The sequence below is a fragment of the Streptomyces sp. NPDC057424 genome (genome assembly GCF_042803315.1).
In the GTDB taxonomy this organism is placed as follows: Bacteria; Actinomycetota; Actinomycetes; order Streptomycetales; family Streptomycetaceae; genus Streptomyces.
Genome location: NZ_JBHVCP010000030.1, coordinates 47,991 through 66,048, shown reverse-complemented (window position 1 = coordinate 66,048; position 18,058 = coordinate 47,991). Strand labels below are relative to the sequence as shown.

Here is an 18,058-nt window from a genome sequence, read left to right as displayed (position 1 = left end):
CGCGAGGGCTCGTAGCCTTCTGGCCGTGGCCGACATCTACGAACTCCAGCTCGCGCTTAACCTTCCGGGCGCCATCCCGCCCGAGGATCTCGCCCTGCTCCGCTGGCACTTGGCGCTGGAAGGTGGTCGGCAGGGCGACGGTTACGAGTACCCGCTGTGGCAGGCCCGAGGGGCGGCCTTGCGGATCGGGGGCGCACTGGTCGGGGAGTTGCACCTCCATGGTGCGGAATGGGCGCTGACCGTGCGTCAGGAGGCGCATCCCGGCGAGTTCGACGATCTGCGTAGGATCGTGCTGTGGCTCGGCGCTCGTACGACGACCGTGGGCACAGTGGGGTACTTCCGCTTCTACGAAGCGCATCTCCCCGACGCGCTGATTGCGGAGGCCGGAACCGTACGCAGGGAGATCCTGCATGGCGAGGAGGTCGTCGAGGCGGCGGGCCAGGTGACTCCCGACTTCTACGCCTGAACGGCCGCCGCCGTGGCGTCTCCCCCCGCCTCGAAGACCGGCACGGGCCCGCTGAGATCCGGCTCGCCGAACTCCGCGCGCAGTGCCTGGAAGGCGGCCACCTTGTCCTCGCCGAAGCGGCCGACGTAGGTGGCGTACTCGTCGGGTGAGAGGAACACCGACGGCCGGGACTTGGTGTGGAACTTGTCCGCGTACATCACCAGCCTCTCCTCCTCCGTCACCGCCACGTAGTCGGCGGGAGGGAGGGGCAGTTGCCGGCTCACGATGTCATGCCGCGTGAGTCCCACTCCGGTGTGGTGGGAGCAGAAGCGGCGGAGGGTCTCGGGGAAGCCCTCCGCTTCGAGGATCTCGTGGCCGAGCAGGCCGTGCCGGATGTAGTTCTCGTGGTCCAGCCGTCCGTCGTCCCCGTAGAGGCGATAGACGCCGATGTCGTGAAGGAGGCAGCCGGCGCGGACCAGATCGGCGTCGAGGTGAGCGAGGTGGGGTGCCGAAAGGAGCTGCTCGGCGATTCCCCAGACGATCTCGCAGTGCGTGTGGACGAGGGTGAACGCCTCGGCGGTGGGCGCGTGCTTCTCGTGCAGCGCCTGGATCTCTGCGGGGCCCGGAATGCTCACCGGAGGAGCGTAACAACCACCGACCCCGCTTGGTCGGCCAGTTCCCCGCTTGGCCGGCCAGTTCCCACGCCGCCCGTTTTCACGCGATCGGATGGTGCTGCGGGGAAGCGGGCACGGGCAGGCTTCGCGGGCCGTTCGAGCGGGTGACGGGGACTTCTCGTCCGTAGTCACCACTGCACCGGGAGCACTCCATGAGTCTGCACTTCCACCGCAACCCCGACGGCACGACGACCGGGCGCAACGAGGCCAACGGCTTCACCGTGACGCATGCCGAAGAAGAGGAGGTGAAGCGGCAGTTGTACGAGGACGCCGGGTGGGAGTACACGCCTCCACCGCCTCCGGTTCCGCCCGGGTTCCATCGGTTCTCTCTGGTGCACGACGAGTTCCGGGCCTCCGGGTTCGGGGACGAGAGGTATGCGGGGCTGCGGGCGCGTCCGCCGGAGGGGTGTGTGCCGGTCGACCGGGGTGACTTCGCCCTGGAGTGCGAGCGGCCGGGGAAGACGCTCATGGACGCGGTCGCCGGTACCGTCGCGGAGATCCGCCGGGAACACGGGCTGGTGATGAACAGTCTGGGTGTCGAGAAGCCCCAAGAATGGTTCGACGCGGAGAACAAGAACGGATACGCGGCGAAGATCGTCGCGCACCTGGTGCTGATGACCGCTGATCGCGCCCGACTGCTCGGATACGGGCGCAAGGACGTGGTCCGGCTGCTCGACGCCACGGGGATCGAGTAGGGGAACGCCCTGGTGGGCGGGGGCGGACGCCCGGCGGAAATCCCGTTGTCCAGGACGCCGTCTCCTGACAAGGTCGCGCCCATGCCCACCTTTTCCGCTCCCGACGGCACGATCCTCGCCTACCACGTGACGGGAGAAGGCCCGCCCTTGCTCTGTCTCCCGGGCGGCCCCATGCAGGACTCCGTCTACCTGGGGGACCTGGGCGGTCTCACGGCCCACCGCACCCTGATCCGGCTGGACCTCCGGGGTACGGGCCACTCCGCGGTGCCGCGGGACCCGGCGTCGTACCGCTGTGACCGGCAGGTCGGCGACGTCGAGGCGCTGCGTGCGGAGTTGGGCCTGGAGCGGGTCGATCTGCTCGGGCACTCCGCCGGGGCGAACCTGGCCGTGCTGTACGCGGCCCGGCACCCGGAGCGGGTGGGGCAGCTCGTGCTCGTCACGCCCAGCGTCTTCGCCGTCGGCCTCGCCGTCACCGCCGAGGACCGGCTGGAGACGGCCCGTCTGCGCCGGGGCGAACCGTGGTTCGCCCCGGCGTACGCGTCGTTGGAGGCCGTCACCTCCGGCCGCGCGGCGCCCGCCGACTGGGACGCCGTCGCCCCGTTCTGGTTCGGACGGTGGGACGACGAGGCGCGGGAGTTCCGTGTGGCGGAGCAGCGGCAGCGCAACGACGAGGCCGCGGCCCTGTATGCCTCGGAGGGTGCCTTCGAGCCCGAGGACACGCGTGCCGCCCTCGCCGCGTTCACTGCGCCGGTCCTCGTTCTCGCCGGGGAGTGCGACGTGGCCGCGCCCGTGCGCGTGATGAAGGAGTACGCCGGCCTGTTTCCGCACGCCGAGCTCATCGTGCAGAGCGAAGCGGGGCACTTTCCGTGGCGGGACGTGCCGGCGGCGTTCGTGACGGCGCTGGCGGCCTTCCGGGATCAGGCGCTGGCCGGCCCGCCCGGTACATAGTCCGGATCCACCTGCGCCGCCAGGTCCCCGCCCGTACGCGCGTCCGCCCAGGCCCGGACGTTGCGCAGGTGGAACTCGACCGCGTGGCGGTGCAGTCGGTCCCAGTCGCGGGGGTGGGAGTCGACCGCCTCCCGCAGGACCCTGAGGGCGTGGCGGTTGTGCGGTTCCAAAGACGCCAGTGCCTCCGGGCCGGCCTCCGTGCGGCCCTGCTCGGCCGCGCGGATCCAGGGAGAGTGGACCAGGTGGGTCAGGAGGTCGTCGCCCACCTGCTCCTTGAGGAAGAGCAGGTCGTCCTCGCAGGTCACCTTGTTGCCGACGACCGCGATGCGGATGCCGAACTGTTCCGCGTGGTCGCGGTACTGGCGGTAGACCGAGACGCCCTTGCGGGTGGGTTCCGCCACCAGGAACGTGATGTCGAAGCGGGTGAACAGGCCCGAGGCGAAGGCGTCCGCGCCCGCCGTCATGTCGACCACGACGTACTCGCCGGGGCCGTCCAGCAGGTGGCTCAGGTACAGCTCGACCGCGCCGAGCTTGGAGTGGTAGCAGGCCACGCCCAGGTCGGACTCGTCGAACTCGCCGGTCACCATGAGGGGCACACCGCCCGCCCGGCCGACGTGCCGTGCGTGCAGTTCGTCCTCGCCGAGCGGGCGGACGAGGCGGGAGCCGCGGCCCGGCGGGGTCGTCTTGATCATCGCCTCGGGGGAGGGGATGCGGGGGTTGTCGCCCCGTAGGAAGTTCTTGATGTCGGGCACGTGCGCGCCCAGGGGAGGGGCGGATCGCTCCTCGCCGCCGAGCGCCTCGGCCAGGTGCTGGTTGATGTCGCCGTCGACGGCGAGGACCGGGGCGCCGGAGTGCGCCAGATGGCGGGAGAAGAGGGCGGACAGGGTGGTCTTGCCGCTGCCGCCCTTGCCGACGAACGCGATCCTCACGGCCGCCCCACCTTTTTGAAAATGGATGTCATGTGGCTAGGTTTAGGGAGTGGCCCCCTTCGATGTCAAATCGCCTACTCCGTATGGGATTTGGTGACGCCCTGGCATGCGTCACCCGGTTGACCGGCGTGTTCCGCTTGATGCATATGCTGTGCAAGTGCGTGATCAGAGCATCAAGGGCCGACTCCGGTTCCTCACCACCCTTGCCCTCGTGCCGTCTCTGGCCGGCTGCTTCGTCTCCCCCGGCGGGGAGTCGTCGTCGGAGGGCGGGCCGTCGGGGTCACGGCTGCGCGTCGCCCTCGCCTTCCCGCCCGCCGAGAACTTCTCGCCGTACGGAGCCGACGCCACGCTGCTCAGCCGCCTCGGCGTCACCGAGGGGCTGGTCGCCCTGGACGCCAACGGTGCCGCGGCCCCCGCGCTCGCCCGGTCCTGGCGCCGGGAGAACGACCGCACCTGGCGGTTCACCCTGCGCGAGGCCACCTTCCAGGACGGCACGGACGTCACCCCCGCCGCCGTGGCCGCCGCGCTCACCCATGCCACGCAGGCCACGCCCGCACCCGCGGCCCTCGCCGGCGTCACCCTCAGCGCGAAGGCCGACGGCGACCGCGGCATCCGCATCACCACCGCGGCGCCCGACCCCGTCCTGCCCCTGCGCCTGGCCGGTCCGAGCCTGGCGATCCTCTCCCCGAAGGCGTACGGGAAGAAGGGCAACCCCACACCGGTCGGCACCGCCACCGGGCCCTTCGAGATCACCGAGGCCACCGGCGGCGGCTCCGCCACCCTCGACCGCTACGACGACTACTGGGGCGGCCTCGCCCACGCTGCCGGCATCGAGGCGCGCTTCGTCAAGGACGGCGCCGCACGCGCCAACGCCGTCCGCACCGGCGACGTCGACATCGCCGAGGCGATCCCCGTCGCCCAGGCCGCCACCCTCGACAAGGCCACTCTCAGGGAGGCCGGCACCACCCGGACCACCAGCCTGCAGCTCAACACGACGACCGGGCCTTTCAAGGACCCGGGACTGCGCGCCGCCGCCCGCGCGTCCCTCGACTCCTCCGCCCTCGTCGAGGGCGTCTTCGAGGGGTACGCCGACCCGGGCGCCGGCATCTTCGGACCCGCCGTCATCTGGGCCGAGAGCAAGCGGGTACGGCCGGCCGGGCGCGCGAAGCCCACCCGGCCCGACGGCACCCGAATCACCCTGGCCACCTACGACAACCGGCCCGAACTCCCCGAGGTCGCCCAGGTGGTGCAACAGCAGCTCCAGAAGGCCGGCTTCACGGTGAAGCTGGAGGTACGCGAGTACTCACGGCTGGAGGGCGACGCGCTCGCCGGAACTTTCGACGCGTTCATCGGCGCCCGCAACAGCCTCCTGGACACCGGCGACCCCGTCGGCGTCCTCGGCAGTGACTACACCTGCGACGGCGCCTACAATCTGGCCCGGTTGTGCGACGAGAAGGCCGACCGGGCCGTCGCCGAGGCCGTCAGGACCTACGGCACCGGCGAGCGGCAGGACGCCGCCATGGCCGCCGAGGCCGCGATACTCGGCACGGACGCGGTCGTGCCGCTGGCCCACCAGCAGATCATCGCCGGTGTCTCCGGCAAGGTCCGGGGCGTGCTGCTCGATCCGTACGAGCGGACCCTGGTGGGCACCGGGACGCGAACGCGACACTGAGCGGAGTCTCAGGCGGGCAGCTTCATGTCGATCACGCAGCCGATCTCGACGAGCTGCCCGGGAAAGGTCAGTTCGGTGACGCCCAAGGCCGTGCTGGCCGGGCGGTGGGTGCCGAAGTAGGCCCGGTTGCCCTTCGCCACCACCTCGGCGTGGCGCACCAGGTCCACCGCGTAGAGCGTCTGGGAGACGATCTGGTTGCGGGTGGCGCCGTAGTGGGCCAGGACCTTGTCGAGGTTGACGTAGGTCTGCTCGAGCTGGGCGGCGACGTCGTCCTCCGGGTGGAAATCGCCCGCCTCGTCGAACGAGAGCTGTCCGGAGACGTGGATCAGGTCGCCGGACCTGATCGCCTGCGCGTAGCCGAAGTGGCTCTCGGCCGGTATGCCGTGGTCGTAGACGTCGAGGGTGGTCATGGTTCCCGTCCTTCCGTCGAGCGCGATGCGCACGCTCTCTTGCAGATACTGGGGAACCATAGGAGAGTGGCGGCCGACCTGGAAGAACGCACTTTTCGGTGACTGGGGAACCAGATGGTGACCAAGCAGTTGAGAGACCTGCCCGAGCACGCGGACCTGAGGAGGGCGGACTCCCTGGCGCGGGAGATCTTCTCCGACGTGGCCAACAAGTGGGCGCTTCTGATCATCGAAGCGCTCGGGGAACGCACCCTGCGCTTCAGCGAGCTGCGTGACGAAGTCGAGGGCGTCAGCCACAAGATGCTGACCCAGAACCTGCGGATGCTGGAGCGCAACGGCCTGGTCGACCGGAAGGTGCACCCCACCGTGCCACCCAGGGTCGAGTACACGCTCACCGAGCCGGGCCGGGCCCTGCGCGCCACGGTCGACGCGATCTGCGGCTGGACCCACCGGTACCTCGGGCACATCGAGGCGGCGCGGGGGCGCTTCGGCACCTGACCGGCACCGGCGGCCGGGCGTCAGCTCGCGACCAGTTCCCGCATCTGACGGGGGGCCGCCGGCTCCTCGATCCGGGAGGTCCGGTACAGCCACAGCACGTCCCGCCCGAACGACCACACCAGCAGGCCCAGTGCCAGGGCCGCGACAGCGAAGTTGGCGGCGTGGGGCAGCAGATCGGCGCCGGCCAGGAGCAGGAGCACGCCCTGGAGCGCGGCGACGGTCTTGCGGGCGGTGCTCGGCGGGAGCGCGGCGTTCAGCCAGGGCCACACCTTGGCCGCGGCGACGAAGACGTAGCGCATGCCGCCGATCAGCAGCACCCACGGGCCCAGTTGCATGGACACGTACACGCTCAGCACCAGGATCAGGAACGCGTCGACCTCCATGTCGAAACGCGCGCCCAGCGGGGTGGAGGTGCCGGTGCGGCGGGCGACCTTGCCGTCGACACCGTCGAGGATCAGCGCCACCGCCGTCAGGCCGACGAACAGCGACACGGGCGGTGAGCTCTGGAAGGAGTCGGCGACCAGGGCGGTGACCCCGCCGACGAGGGTGGCCCGGCCGAGGGTGACCCGGTTGGCCGCGCCGAACGAGCGCAGCCGGGAGCGGTGCAGGGCCCGGGAGAGCACCGCCCAGGTGGCGATCGCGAACGCGAGGCCGGTCAGCCAGCCCGCCGGCCCCATCCCGATCGCCGTGCCGATCAGGGCCAGCAGCAGGACCTGCACGCCCGCCCCCAGGGCGGTCTCCTGCTGTACGAGCCTCGCGTCGTAAGTGTTGTTCAGGGCCACCGAACACCCTCCGGCCGTGTGACAGAGTCGATCAACGCCGCTACGTTGTGCGCGGCCTGTGCACCCCTCGGTACGCAAGCAGCTTCCCGATCGTTCAGGAGGACTTCGATGAAGCACACCGGACGGGCGTTCTGGATCGACTCGCCTGGGCGAGGCGACATCCGGGACGTCACCCTGCCGGCGCCCCGCGAGGGCGAGGTGCTGGTCCGCACGCTGTTCTCCGGCGTGAGCCGCGGCACCGAGACGCTCGTCTTCCGCGGCGGCGTGCCCGTCAGCCAGCACACGGACATGCGCGCTCCCTTCCAGGAAGGCGACTTCCCGGGCCCGGTGAAGTACGGCTACCTCAACGTCGGCGTGGTGGAGGAGGGGCCCGAGGACCTCACCGGCCGCACCGTCTTCTGCCTCTACCCGCACCAGACGCGCTACATCGTCCCGGCCGCCGCGGTCACCCCCGTCCCGGACACCGTGCCCGCCGAACGGGCCGTGCTCGCCGGGACCGTGGAGACCGCAGTCAACGCCCTGTGGGATGCCGCGCCCCTGGTCGGCGACCGGATCGCCGTGGTCGGCGGCGGCATGGTCGGCTGCTCGGTGGCCGCCCTCCTCGCCCGGTTCCCCGGGGTCCGCGTCCAGCTCGTCGACGCCGACCCGTCCCGGGCGAAGACCGCCGAGGCGCTCGGCGTCGGCTTCGCCACCCCGCAGGAGGCCGAGGGGGACCGCGACCTGGTCGTGCACGCCAGCGCCACGGAACAGGGCCTCGCCAGGTCCCTGGAACTCCTCGCCGCCGAGGGAACCGTCCTCGAACTCAGCTGGTACGGCGACCGGCAGGTCAGCCTCCCGCTCGGTGAGGCCTTCCACTCCCGGCGGCTCGTCATCCGCAGCAGCCAGGTCGGCACCGTCTCCCCGGCCCGCCCCAACCGGACCTACGCCGACCGGCTCGCCGTCGCCCTGGACCTGCTCGCCGACCCCGCGCTCGACGCCCTCATCACCGGCGAGTCCCCCTTCGAGGACCTGCCCGACGTGCTGCCCCGGCTCGCCTCCGGCGAGGTCCCCGCGCTGTGCCACCGCGTCCGTTACGACGAAAGCGATTGACGCATCGACCGACGATTCGTTCCATCCGGTACGACTTCGCCACGACAAGAGCGCCTGACCTGAGAAAAGACGTACGGAAGGCTGAACAAGGGAAGGCAACGAGCCGTACTACCCGGCATCCCCGGCACCGAGAGCGGGGAACAGACGCGCCGCACCTGGAGGGTCGTCCGTTGTTCAGCATCACCGTCCGCGATCACATCATGATCGCCCACAGCTTCCGTGGCGACGTCTTCGGACCCGCGCAGCGCCTGCACGGGGCCACGTTCCTCGTGGACGCCACCTTCCGGCGCGAGCAGCTGGACGAGGACAACATCGTCGTCGACATCGGGCTCGCCACCCAGGAACTGGGCGCGGTCGTCAGCGAGCTGAACTACCGCAATCTCGACAACGAGCCCGACTTCGCCGGAGTCAACACCTCCACGGAGTTCCTCGCCAAGGTCATCGCCGACCGGCTCGCCGAGCGCATCCACAAGGGGGCGCTGGGCGAGGGCGCCAAGGGCATCGCGGCCCTCACCGTCACGCTGCACGAGTCGCACATCGCCTGGGCGAGTTACGAGCGTGCGCTGTGACCGACACGACCATCGAACGGCCCGAGCACATGGGTCCGGCACCTGCGCGGCTGAATTATGTTCCCGTGCAGCACGCCTCCCTGAAGAACGCCGAGATCATCCCCATGTCCCTCCGCACCGTGCACTTCGTGCTGCCGGGTGGCGTCGACGACCCGACGGCACCCAGCGGCGGCAACGCCTACGACCGTCGCGTGTGCCTGGACCTGCCCGGCTTCGGCTGGCAGGTGACCAAGCACGCCGTGACCGGCGACTGGCCCCGGCCCGGGGCCGACGCCCGTACGGAACTGGCGCGCACCCTGACCGCGTTGCCCGACGGGGCCGTCGTGCTCCTCGACGGGCTGGTGGCCTGCGGTGTGCCGGAGATCGTGGTGCCCGAGGCGGAACGGCTGCGCATGGCCGTCCTCGTCCACCTCCCGCTCGGCGACGAGACCGGGCTGGACGCGGCGGTGGCCGCCGAACTGGACGCCAAGGAGCGGGCGGTGCTGCGGGCCGTGCCGGCGGTGATCGCCACCAGCGACTGGGCGGTCCGCCGCCTGGTCTCCCACCACGGCCTTCCCCCCGAGCGGGTCCACGTCGCGGCCCCCGGCGCCGACATCGCGCCGCTCGCACCCGGGACCGACGGTGTGTCGCGTCTGCTGTGCGTGGCCGCCGTGACCCCGCGCAAGGGCCAGCACCGGCTGGTGGAGGCACTGGCCGGGGTGAGCGACCTGCCGTGGAGCTGCGTGTGCGTCGGCGGTCTGACCCAGGACCCGGAGTACGTCGCCCACCTGCGGTCCCTCATCAAGAAGCACGGTTTCGAGGACCGGCTGGAGCTGGCCGGGCCGCAGTCGGGCCCCGCGCTCGACGCCAGTTACGCCGCGGCCGACCTGATGGTCCTCACCTCCTACGCCGAGACGTACGGCATGGCGGTGACCGAGGCCCTGGCACGGGGCATCCCGGTGATGGCCACGGACGTCGGCGGGCTGCCGGAGGCGGTCGGCCGCGCCCCGGACGGGGGAGTGCCCGGCATCCTCGTCCCGCCGGAGAACCCCGCCGCCATCGCCGCCGAACTGCGCGGCTGGTTCGGCGAGGCGGACGTACGACGCCGCCTGAAGGCCGCCGCCCGCAGCCGCCGCGCCGCCCTGGGCGGCTGGGCGACGACCGCACAGAGCCTGGCGGCGGTACTGCGCCGGCTCCCGACCGAACCCCGGAGGGCCGCATGACGAACCCGGCGACGACGACCCAGCAGAGCGGGGCGATTCCGGCACAGCCCGGGCCGAGAGGGGGCACGGGTGTGACGGACAGCGTGACGCCGGGCGGGAAGCCCGGCCCGGGGCAGGCCGCGGGAGCGGGCACCGCGGGCGTGGTGCCCGGCGACAACGCCGTGCTCCCCGGCCTGGGCTCCAGTGTCGCCTTCGGTCCGGGGCAGGTGCCCGGGGCCGTCATCCCCGGCGCCGGACCCAGCGGCAAGCCCGGCTCGCGGCCGACCGTCAAGCTGCGTGAGGCCAACCCGGACGATCCGCCCCGGTACGCGCCCGAGTGGCTGGAGCTGCGGGAGCCGGCCGACGCCGCCGGGCGGGCGCACGACCTGCTCGACCCGCTGCGGATCCGGCTCGCCAACATGCCCGGCAAGCCGGGCGGCGTCGTCATCCACGACCTGGGCTGCGGCACCGGCTCGATGGGCCGCTGGCTCGCCCCCCGCCTGGACGGGGCCCAGCACTGGATCCTGCACGACCGCGACCCCTACCTGCTGCACTTCGCCGCCGTCTCCTCCCCGCGCTCGGCCGCCGACGGCAGCCGGGTCTCCGTGGAGACGCGGCGCGGTGACGTCGCCCGCCTCACCCCGGACGCCCTGCAGGGCGCGTCCCTGGTGACGGCGTCCGCCCTGCTGGACGTCCTCACCCGCGAGGAGGTCGGCACCCTCGCCGCCGCCTGCGCCGGGGCCGGCTGCCCCGCCCTGCTGACACTGTCCGTCGCCGGGCGGGTGGAACTGACCCCGTCCCACCCGCTGGACGCGGAGCTCGCCCAGGCGTTCAACGACCACCAGCGCCGCGACGGACTGCTCGGCCCCGACGCGGTCACGGCGGCGGCCGAGGCGTTCTCCGAGCACGGCGCGACCGTACGGCTGCACCCGAGCCCCTGGCGACTCGGCCCCGAGCAGGCCGCGCTCACCGAGCAGTGGCTGCGCGGCTGGGTCGGTGCCGCCGTCGAGGAGCGCCCCGAGCTGCGGGCCGAAGCCGACGTCTATCTGACCAACCGGCTGGCGGCCTGCGCCGCGGGCGAGTTGCGCGTCACCGTCCACCATGTCGACCTCCTGGCCCTGTCCCGCCCGGCAGGCGGAGCGTCATGAGCCCCCAGGCGACGGGAACGCGCCCCCGCACCACCCTCACCGAGAACCGTCGGTCCCCCCTGACCGGCAGCGGCACCCGAGTGCCCGCGGTCTCCGGTGCTGCGGGTGCGGCCCGGGCCGACGCGGCCGTGCCGCGCCCGGCCGTGGGCGCCGGGAGCGAGCCCGCCGCCGCGGCCGGCCCCGGCCGGACGGCCCGAGCCCCGTCGCCGGATGCCGGCCCGGACAGCGCCACCACCTCGTCGCCCGGCCCGATCCGCACGGCGCTGGCCCGCCTCGCCTCCCCCAAGGTCCGCACGCACCTCGGCACCGTCGCCGGAATCGCCATCCTGGCGGTGCTGTTCTGGCGGCTCGGAACCGGCGTCTTCCTGGACGGGCTGCGGCGGATCGACGGGGTGTCGCTGCTGCTCGCGCTCGGCATCGGTCTCGTCACCACCGTGTGCAGCGCGTGGCGGTGGGCGATCGTGGCCCGGGGGCTCAGGATCCGGCTGCCGTTCGGGCCGGCCGTCGCCGACTACTACCGCGCGCTGTTCCTGAACGCGGCCCTGCCCGGCGGCGTCCTCGGCGACGTGCACCGGGCCGTGCGGCACGGGCAGAGCGAGGGGGACGTGCGGCGGGGCGTGAAGGCCGTCGTCCTCGAACGGGCCGCCGGGCAGATCGCGTTGTTCGCTCTCGGGGCCGTCGTCCTGCTGACCATGCCGTCCCCGGTGCTGGCCGAGGCCCGGCACGTCACCCCGCTCGCGGCCCTGGCCGCCGTGGGGGCACTCGCCGTCGTCCTCGCCCTGCGCATGAACCGCGTGGCACCCTCCCCCCGCGGCCGCAGGCTGCGCGCGGTCCTCGCCGAGGCCCGCGAAGGGCTGCTGTCGCGGCAGAACGGGCCGGGAGTGGTTGTCTCCTCCGTGGTGGTGCTGGCAGGTTACGTCGCGATGTTCGTACTCGCCGCTCGTGTCGCCGGGACCGCCGCCTCCGTGGCCGTCCTGCTGCCCCTCGCGGTCCTCGCCCTGCTGGCGATGGGCCTGCCGCTGAACGTCGGCGGCTGGGGGCCCCGGGAGGGCGTCACCGCCTGGGCGTTCGGCGCGGCGGGCCTGGGCGCCGGCCGGGGACTGGCCGTCGCGGTCGTCTACGGGGTCCTCAGCCTGGTGGCCAGCCTGCCCGGCCTGATCGTGCTCGTCGCCCGCTGGTACGCGGGCCTGCGGGAGGGGGCCGGGGCCACCGTGGCGGCCCCGGAACCCGTCCCCGCGCCGCAGGGTGACTACGCGTCGGAGGCCAGCATCGAGAAATACGCCCCGAAGGAATCCGCGAGGCTCGCCAGGAGTTCCTTCCCCTTTTCCGCCGAACCCAGCGAAGGACGGCCGATGACACCGGAATCGGTATAGCCGGACATGCCGAGGGTGAGCAGATGACGCCGGTCGTCAGCGACGAAATCGGAAGTCTCGTAACCGGGTCGGAGCATTTCGGGATGAGCGTGCAGAAGGATGGAGGTCTCTATTTCCCCCGCATGCATGTCGGTGAGCAGCGAGGTGACCACACCCGCCCGCTCGCGCGCCGCCTCCCAGTCCTCCGCGGCCGGGAAGAGCGCCATCCGCTCGCCGCGCGCGGAGGACTCCTGAACCACGTTGCCCAGCACGTAGTTGCCGCCGTGCCCGTTGACCACCACCAGGGCGTCGACCCCGGACCGGCGCAGCGAAGCCGCAATGTCCCGTACCACCGCATGAAGGGTCACCGAGGAGATGCTGACGGTCCCCGGCCAGGCCGCGTGCTCGTGCGAGCACGAGATCGTCACCGGAGGAAGGAGGTGCACCGGGTACGCGCCGGCTATCTCCCGCGCGACGGCACAGGCGACGAGCGTGTCGGTCGCCAGCGGGAGGTACGGACCGTGCTGCTCGAAGCTCCCCACGGGAAGCACCGCGACCTGCCGTGAGACACCGGAGCCCCGCGTCCGTACGTCTTCCGTGGTGTCCGCCGGCACCAGATCACTCATAACGTCACGGCCTTTCGTCTCTGCTTAGGAACTCGAGAATCATGACAGAAAAAATTGGCGTACTCGGCAAGAAGTCAGCGCAGCGGACCGGCGTGGAACGCGTCGTGAATGCGCCCTTGCCCACCGTGTACGGGAAATTCCAGGCGGTCGGCTACCTGGACCATGACCGCGGTGACGAACAGGTGGCCCTGGTCTACGGAGAGATCGGCACGGACGGCGTCCTCATCCGGCTGCACTCGGAGTGCCTGACCGGCGACGCCTTCGGCTCCCAGCACTGCGAGTGCGGCGACCAGCTCGACGCCGCCCTGCGCGCGGTCGTCGCCGAGGGCGCCGGCATCGTGGTCTACCTCCGAGGGCATGAAGGCCGCGGCATCGGTCTGCTCGCCAAGCTGCGCGCCATGGCCCTGCAGGCGGAGGGTCTGGACACCGTCGAGGCCAACCTCGCCCTCGGCCTGCCGGTCGACGCCCGCGACTACGGTGTCGCCGCGCGGATCCTGGACGACCTGGGCGTGCGGTCCGTGCGGCTGATGTCCAACAACCCGCGCAAGCGCGAGGCACTGGTGGACCACGGCATCACGGTCGCCGAGCAGGTGCCGCTGCTGATCCCGCCGTGCGAGAACAACATCACCTACCTGCGCACCAAGCGGGAGCGCCTCGACCATCATCTGCCCCACCTGGACGCGGTGGTCAGCTCCTCCTGACCGCCTCGGCCGGTTTTGGCTTCCCCGACGTGACCTGGGCGCATCCGGGCGCGACCCGCAGGCGGGCCGCGTACGCTTCGTGGACGTCCGCCCCTTGAGCGTCGGCCCTCACCGGCCGGCGCCTCACGCCGGAGGCCCACTGGTATGACCGAGCTCCATCTGTGGCTGCGCCACGAGGCCCGAACGACCGAGCGACGCACTCCGATCGTGCCCGACGACGCCCGGCGGCTCGTCGGCAACGGAGTGGAACTGACCGTCGAGGAGTCCCCGCAGCGGGTCTTCCCGATCGAGGAGTTCGAGGCGGCCGGCTGCCGCGTCGCGCCCGCGGGCTCCTGGGTGACGGCGCCGCGGGACGCCGTCGTGCTCGGCCTGAAGGAACTGCCCCAGGACCCGGCCGCACTGACGCACCGGCACATCTTCTTCGGCCACGCCTACAAGAACCAGCCCGGAGCGGCGGAGCTGCTGGGCCGGTTCGCCACCGGGGGCGGGGCGCTGTTCGACCTGGAGTACCTGGTGGACGACACCGGCCGGCGCCTCGCCGCCTTCGGCTTCTGGGCCGGCTATCTGGGCGCCGCCCTGGCCGTGCTCCGGCACCGGGACCGGCTGCGGGCACCGCTGGCGCCGACCACCAAGGGAGACCTGGACGAGACGCTGAAGCCCGCCGCCGGCGACGCCGAGTTCGCCGGCCTCGTCATCGGCGCCCTGGGCCGCAGCGGCCGCGGCGCCCGCACGGCCTTCGCCACCGCAGGCGTCGACCCGACCTGCTGGGACCTCGCCGAGACCCGGCACCTGGACCGCCCCGCCCTGTTGCGGCACGACGTGATGGTGAACGCGGTGCTCGCCACCAGCCCCGTCCCGCCCTTCCTGCACGAGCAGGACCTCGACACCCCCGGCCGCCGTCTGCGCACCCTGTGCGACGTGACCTGCGACGTCGGTTCCCCGCTCAACGTCCTTCCCGTGTACGACGACACCACCTCCTGGGACGAGCCCGTGCGCCGGCTGCGCGACGACCCCCCGCTCGACCTCATCGCCATCGACAACCTGCCTTCCCTGCTGCCGCTGGAGTCCAGCGCCGACTTCTCGGCCGCCCTGCTGCCCCACCTGCTCGACTTCGGCGTCTCGGGGCCCTGGGGACGCTGCCTGGACCGGTTCCGTGACGCCTCCCGCGCCCACGGCCTCGACAAGGAGGAGGAGCCACATGGCCACTGAACCGGCGACGGCGAGCGGCACCGTCCACTGGATCGGCGCCGGCCTGTCCACGGGCAGCGGTCTCGCCGCGCTGTGCGAGACCGCCGGGCGCGTCCGGCTCTGGCACCGCACCGAGGCCCGCGCCGCCGACGCCCTCGGCCGGCTGGGCCTCACCGGCCGCGCCGAGCCCCGTGCCTACACGCTGTCCGCGCTCGCCGCCGAACTCGCGCCGGGCGATGTCGTCGTGTCGATGCTGCCCGCGCCGGAGCACGCCCCGCTGCTCGCCGCGTGCGTACGGCAGGGGGCGCACTTCGCGTGCTCCAGCTATGTGTCGGACGCGGTGCTGGAGCAGGTGCCCGCCGCCGGGAAGGCCGGGCTCGTCGTCCTCGCCGAGGCCGGGCTCGACCCGGGCATCGACCACTTCTTCGCCCACGCCCTGGTCGCCCGGGCCCGGGAGGCGATCGGCGACGCGACGCCCGCCTCGTACGCCCTCACGTCGTACTGCGGCGGCGTCCCCGCCGTCCCGAACGACTTCACGTACCGCTTCAGCTGGGCACCCGCTGGTGTCCTGAACGCCCTGCGTTCCCCGGCCCGTTACATCGAGGACGGTGCGCAGACGGTCGCCGGGCGGCCCTGGGAGGCGACGCGGCGGCACGTCGTCGGCGGGGAGACCTTCGAGGTCTACCCCAACCGTGACAGCGTCCCGTTCGTCGCACAGTACGGCCTGCCGGAGGCCTGGACCCCGCGCACGTTCGTCCGCGGCACCCTGCGTCTGGGGGGCTGGCTGCGCGCCTGGGAGGGTGTCTTCGAGGAGCTGAGGACCGGCGACGACGACCGTATCGCCGCCCTGGCGGGGGAACTGGCCGCCACCTACCCCACCACGGACGACGACCGTGACCGGGTCGTCCTCGCCGTGTCGCTGGACGTGCGGGCCGAGTCCGGGCGGACCTGGGCGGGCGGCTGCCTGCTGGACCTGGTGGGCGACGCCGAGGAGAGCGCGATGGCCCGCTGCGTCTCGCGGACCCTCGCCCTGGGCGTCCGCCACGTCCTGGACGGTTCCCTGCCGCCGGGCCTGAACCGCGCCGCGGGGACGGCCGCCCGGTCCGAGCAGTGGCTGCGTGAACTCGCGCGGGACGGAGTGGAGTTCACGCTCCGTGTCGACCAGTAGCGAGTCTCACTCCGACAGGGCCTCGTGGACCAGCCGCTTGAGGTCCTTGAAGACCGTGTGGGAGGTCCTGGGCCGCACCTGCGTCATGAACTGCACCGTCAGGTCGCGGCCCGGATCGACCCAGAACGTCGTCGTGGCCACACCGCTCCAGCCGAACGCGCCGAGCCCGGACGGCACCAGGGTGCGGGACGGGTCGATCACCACGGAGCAGTTGAGACCGAATCCGAGCCCCTCGTTGCCGGGCTCGTCGTGGGCGGGGCGGCTGCCGAAGGCCCGCAGGTCGGCACCGCCGGGCAGGTGGTTGCGGGTCATCAGATCCACCGTCCGCGGGGCGAGCAGCCGCACGCCGTCGAGCTCGCCCCGGCGGCGCAGCAGCTCCATGAAGCGGTGGTAGTCGTGGGCCGAGCACACCATGCCGCCGCTGCCCGACAGGAACCGCGGCCGGCCGCGCAGCGGGAGCCCCGGGAACGGCTCGATGCCGCCGCCCTCCTTCTCCCCGTACATCTCGGAGAGCCGGGGCGCCTGCGCGTCCGTGACGTGGAAGCCCGCGTCCGTCATGCCGAGCGGCCCGAAGATCCGCTCGGCGCAGAACACGTCGAGCGGCTGCCCGGACACGACCTCGATGATCCGGCCGAGGACGTTGCTGGCCACCGAGTAGTTCCACTCGGTGCCCGGCTCGAACTGCAGCGGCAGGCTCGCGTACACCTCGATGGTCTCGGCCAGGTTCGCGCCCGGCGGCACCGACGACTCCAGGTGGGCCTCGCGGTACAGGGCGTCGACGGGGTGGGTGTGGTAGAAGCCGAAGGTCAGACCCGAGGTGTGGGTCATCAGATGCCGGACGAGTATGGGGCCGTCGGCGGGGCGGGTCTCGACATCCGCCCCGGAGCCGCCGACGTAGACCCGCGGGTCGGCGAAGGCGGGCAGGTGGCCGGCGACCGGGTCGTCGAGCGACAGCCGGCCCTCCTCCACCAGCAGCAGCGCGGCGACCGCGGTGACCGGCTTCGTCATGGAGTACACCCGCCACAGCGTGTCGGGCTCGACCGGGAGCCCGGCCGCGATGTCGCGCAGGCCGTGCGTCGTGAGGTGGGCGACGCGTCCGGCCCGGGCGACGGACACGAGGAATCCCGGCAGCCGCCCGTCGTCGACCAGCCGGGCGAAGTTCCGGTCCAGGCGGCCCAGCACCTGCGGATCCAGTCCGGCCTCACCCGGATCGACCTCTTGTCGCAGCTGTGCCATGGCTCTTCTCCCGTCGCGCTCGTCGAGGTGAGATCCGGCATACCCCGCCCGGACCGCCTCAGACCCCATCGTGGTGCAGGAACGGTTCATGATCGCGCAGGAACACGTGAGCGAGGGCCCTGAGGCCAGGGGCGCAGGACCAATGGCCGATGGCCTGGTGGAGGCGGGTTTCCTAGGCTCGGGTCGTCGCCCCGCCGTACGCCGGAGAAGAGGTCACGATGCCCGTGAACGGTCGCAGTCACATCCGTATCGCCCGTCCCTCCAGGGACCTCGTGGCGGCCGAGCGGTTCTGGAGCGGAGGGCTCGGGCTCCGTGTGGTGTGGCGGGCCGAGGGCGGGGACGGACCCGGGGAGCACGACCTGCTGATGCTCGGCTGGCCCGACGCCGACTGGCACCTGGAGCTCGTGCACGAGCCCGCCCGCCCCGTCGAGCCCCGCCCGACCGAGGAGGACCTGCTGGTCGTCTACGTGGACGGACCCGTCCCGGACGACCTGGTCGCCCGCCTGGAGGAGCACGGCGGGAAGAGGGTGGAGTCCCCGAACCCCTACTGGAACGAGTGGGGAGCCACCGTCGAGGACCCGGACGGCTACCGCCTGGTGCTGTGCCGGCGGGCCTGGTCCAACAGCTGAACGCATCGAGCGCCGGGCAAGGTTCCTCGGTGGCGCGGGGGACTGCGCGGCCAGCCCCCACGCCCCCGCACCCGTGGACCGTCCACGGCCGGGCCCAGAGGGACCGGCAGGGAACGACGGC

Annotated in this window: 19 protein-coding genes and 1 pseudogene; 14 read left to right on the top strand and 6 right to left on the bottom strand. The window is 72.4% G+C overall.

Features of this window, described 5'->3' with window-relative positions; translation table 11 throughout:
• Nucleotides 1–25 precede the first annotated feature (25 nt).
• Nucleotides 26–466 (top strand): hypothetical protein, encoded by a 441-nt coding sequence (locus ACFU3E_RS23295; RefSeq protein ID WP_384161355.1) that lies wholly within the window; start codon nt 26–28, stop codon nt 464–466.
• Here the strand turns inward: ACFU3E_RS23295 and ACFU3E_RS23290 are convergent.
• On the bottom strand, nt 457–1,080 hold the full coding sequence (locus tag ACFU3E_RS23290; RefSeq protein WP_384161352.1) for an HD domain-containing protein: 624 nt from the start codon (nt 1,078–1,080) through the stop codon (nt 457–459). The two genes, ACFU3E_RS23295 and ACFU3E_RS23290, sit on opposite strands and share 10 nt — an antisense overlap.
• 191 nt (nt 1,081–1,271) lie before the next feature.
• On the opposite strand from ACFU3E_RS23290, the gene ACFU3E_RS23285 reads away from it, so the two are divergent.
• Complete coding sequence (locus ACFU3E_RS23285; protein WP_384161349.1) at nt 1,272–1,814, top strand: hypothetical protein; 543 nt, start codon at nt 1,272–1,274, stop codon at nt 1,812–1,814.
• Between the two features lie 81 nt (nt 1,815–1,895).
• Complete coding sequence (locus ACFU3E_RS23280) at nt 1,896–2,762, top strand: alpha/beta fold hydrolase (RefSeq protein WP_384161346.1); 867 nt, start codon at nt 1,896–1,898, stop codon at nt 2,760–2,762.
• Here ACFU3E_RS23280 and ACFU3E_RS23275 read toward each other — a convergent pair.
• Nucleotides 2,732–3,691: an ATP-binding protein gene (locus tag ACFU3E_RS23275; protein ID WP_384161344.1), complete on the bottom strand. Its 960-nt coding sequence runs from the start codon at nt 3,689–3,691 to the stop codon at nt 2,732–2,734. The two genes, ACFU3E_RS23280 and ACFU3E_RS23275, sit on opposite strands and share 31 nt — an antisense overlap.
• A gap of 151 nt (nt 3,692–3,842) precedes the next feature.
• Between ACFU3E_RS23275 and ACFU3E_RS23270 the strand changes: the two genes are divergently transcribed.
• Complete coding sequence (locus ACFU3E_RS23270; RefSeq protein WP_384161341.1) at nt 3,843–5,363, top strand: ABC transporter substrate-binding protein; 1,521 nt, start codon at nt 3,843–3,845, stop codon at nt 5,361–5,363.
• An 8-nt stretch (nt 5,364–5,371) separates the two neighbouring features.
• Here ACFU3E_RS23270 and ACFU3E_RS23265 read toward each other — a convergent pair whose 3' ends face one another.
• Nucleotides 5,372–5,773 (bottom strand): RidA family protein, encoded by a 402-nt coding sequence (locus ACFU3E_RS23265; RefSeq protein ID WP_384161338.1) that lies wholly within the window; start codon nt 5,771–5,773, stop codon nt 5,372–5,374.
• A gap of 114 nt (nt 5,774–5,887) precedes the next feature.
• Between ACFU3E_RS23265 and ACFU3E_RS23260 the strand changes: the two genes are divergently transcribed.
• Nucleotides 5,888–6,268: a winged helix-turn-helix transcriptional regulator gene (locus tag ACFU3E_RS23260; protein ID WP_384161335.1), complete on the top strand. Its 381-nt coding sequence runs from the start codon at nt 5,888–5,890 to the stop codon at nt 6,266–6,268.
• 20 nt (nt 6,269–6,288) lie between these two features.
• On the opposite strand, the gene ACFU3E_RS23255 is transcribed toward ACFU3E_RS23260, so the two are convergent.
• Nucleotides 6,289–7,050: a CDP-alcohol phosphatidyltransferase family protein gene (locus tag ACFU3E_RS23255; RefSeq protein WP_384161332.1), complete on the bottom strand. Its 762-nt coding sequence runs from the start codon at nt 7,048–7,050 to the stop codon at nt 6,289–6,291.
• Nucleotides 7,051–7,158: 108 nt separating this feature from the next.
• Between ACFU3E_RS23255 and ACFU3E_RS23250 the strand changes: the two genes are divergently transcribed.
• The 5 genes and pseudogenes from ACFU3E_RS23250 to ACFU3E_RS23230 all read left to right on the top strand — a co-directional run.
• Entirely contained in the window at nt 7,159–8,139 is a 981-nt protein-coding gene (locus ACFU3E_RS23250; protein ID WP_384161329.1) for a zinc-binding alcohol dehydrogenase, read from the top strand.
• A gap of 170 nt (nt 8,140–8,309) precedes the next feature.
• A complete protein-coding gene (locus ACFU3E_RS23245) occupies nt 8,310–8,708 on the top strand; it encodes a 6-pyruvoyl tetrahydropterin synthase family protein (RefSeq protein ID WP_384161326.1) in 399 nt (132 codons plus the stop codon).
• Entirely contained in the window at nt 8,705–9,910 is a 1,206-nt protein-coding gene (locus ACFU3E_RS23240) for a glycosyltransferase family 4 protein (protein ID WP_384161323.1), read from the top strand. Before ACFU3E_RS23245 ends, ACFU3E_RS23240 begins: the two co-directional genes overlap by 4 nt.
• Nucleotides 9,907–11,037, top strand: a complete 1,131-nt coding sequence (locus tag ACFU3E_RS23235) for an SAM-dependent methyltransferase (protein WP_384161320.1) — start codon at nt 9,907–9,909, stop codon at nt 11,035–11,037. The genes ACFU3E_RS23240 and ACFU3E_RS23235 overlap by 4 nt, the downstream gene beginning before the upstream one ends.
• Nucleotides 11,034–12,179, top strand: a pseudogene (locus ACFU3E_RS23230) (lysylphosphatidylglycerol synthase transmembrane domain-containing protein); the annotation flags it as partial. The gene ACFU3E_RS23235 and the pseudogene ACFU3E_RS23230, both read left to right, overlap by 4 nt.
• A gap of 107 nt (nt 12,180–12,286) precedes the next feature.
• Here the strand turns inward: ACFU3E_RS23230 and ACFU3E_RS23225 are convergent.
• Complete coding sequence (locus ACFU3E_RS23225; protein ID WP_308311361.1) at nt 12,287–13,015, bottom strand: creatininase family protein; 729 nt, start codon at nt 13,013–13,015, stop codon at nt 12,287–12,289.
• 41 nt (nt 13,016–13,056) lie between these two features.
• On the opposite strand from ACFU3E_RS23225, the gene ribA reads away from it, so the two are divergent.
• From ribA to ACFU3E_RS23210, 3 genes are all read left to right on the top strand, one after another.
• Nucleotides 13,057–13,716: a GTP cyclohydrolase II gene (gene ribA / locus ACFU3E_RS23220; RefSeq protein ID WP_384161317.1), complete on the top strand. Its 660-nt coding sequence runs from the start codon at nt 13,057–13,059 to the stop codon at nt 13,714–13,716.
• A gap of 144 nt (nt 13,717–13,860) precedes the next feature.
• Nucleotides 13,861–14,925 (top strand): saccharopine dehydrogenase, encoded by a 1,065-nt coding sequence (locus ACFU3E_RS23215; RefSeq protein ID WP_384161315.1) that lies wholly within the window; start codon nt 13,861–13,863, stop codon nt 14,923–14,925.
• Nucleotides 14,915–16,072 carry a saccharopine dehydrogenase family protein gene (locus ACFU3E_RS23210; RefSeq protein ID WP_384161313.1) on the top strand — a complete coding sequence of 386 codons (1,158 nt, stop codon included), beginning with the start codon at nt 14,915–14,917 and terminating at the stop codon, nt 16,070–16,072. Before ACFU3E_RS23215 ends, ACFU3E_RS23210 begins: the two co-directional genes overlap by 11 nt.
• A gap of 6 nt (nt 16,073–16,078) precedes the next feature.
• Here the strand turns inward: ACFU3E_RS23210 and ACFU3E_RS23205 are convergent, their stop codons facing one another.
• Nucleotides 16,079–17,308: a serine hydrolase domain-containing protein gene (locus ACFU3E_RS23205; RefSeq protein ID WP_384161310.1), complete on the bottom strand. Its 1,230-nt coding sequence runs from the start codon at nt 17,306–17,308 to the stop codon at nt 16,079–16,081.
• Nucleotides 17,309–17,526: 218 nt separating this feature from the next.
• Here ACFU3E_RS23205 and ACFU3E_RS23200 point away from each other — a divergent pair, with 218 nt between their 5' ends.
• Nucleotides 17,527–17,937, top strand: a complete 411-nt coding sequence (locus ACFU3E_RS23200; RefSeq protein ID WP_384161307.1) for a VOC family protein — start codon at nt 17,527–17,529, stop codon at nt 17,935–17,937.
• Nucleotides 17,938–18,058: the final 121 nt, after the last annotated feature.

Bases quoted from the DNA above. Each gene is read 5' to 3' on its own strand.
- ACFU3E_RS23285 (WP_384161349.1), top strand. From the start codon at position 1,272: ATGAGTCTGCACTTCCACCGCAACCCCGACGGCACGACGACCGGGCGC.
- ACFU3E_RS23280 (WP_384161346.1), top strand. From the start codon at position 1,896: ATGCCCACCTTTTCCGCTCCCGACGGCACGATCCTCGCCTACCACGTG.
- ACFU3E_RS23265 (WP_384161338.1), bottom strand. From the start codon at position 5,773: ATGACCACCCTCGACGTCTACGACCACGGCATACCGGCCGAGAGCCAC.
- ACFU3E_RS23260 (WP_384161335.1), top strand. From the start codon at position 5,888: ATGGTGACCAAGCAGTTGAGAGACCTGCCCGAGCACGCGGACCTGAGG.
- ACFU3E_RS23250 (WP_384161329.1), top strand. From the start codon at position 7,159: ATGAAGCACACCGGACGGGCGTTCTGGATCGACTCGCCTGGGCGAGGC.
- ACFU3E_RS23235 (WP_384161320.1), top strand. From the start codon at position 9,907: ATGACGAACCCGGCGACGACGACCCAGCAGAGCGGGGCGATTCCGGCA.
- ACFU3E_RS23225 (WP_308311361.1), bottom strand. From the start codon at position 13,015: ATGAGTGATCTGGTGCCGGCGGACACCACGGAAGACGTACGGACGCGG.
- ribA (WP_384161317.1), top strand. From the start codon at position 13,057: ATGACAGAAAAAATTGGCGTACTCGGCAAGAAGTCAGCGCAGCGGACC.
- ACFU3E_RS23215 (WP_384161315.1), top strand. From the start codon at position 13,861: ATGACCGAGCTCCATCTGTGGCTGCGCCACGAGGCCCGAACGACCGAG.
- ACFU3E_RS23210 (WP_384161313.1), top strand. From the start codon at position 14,915: ATGGCCACTGAACCGGCGACGGCGAGCGGCACCGTCCACTGGATCGGC.
- ACFU3E_RS23205 (WP_384161310.1), bottom strand. From the start codon at position 17,308: ATGGCACAGCTGCGACAAGAGGTCGATCCGGGTGAGGCCGGACTGGAT.
- ACFU3E_RS23200 (WP_384161307.1), top strand. From the start codon at position 17,527: ATGCCCGTGAACGGTCGCAGTCACATCCGTATCGCCCGTCCCTCCAGG.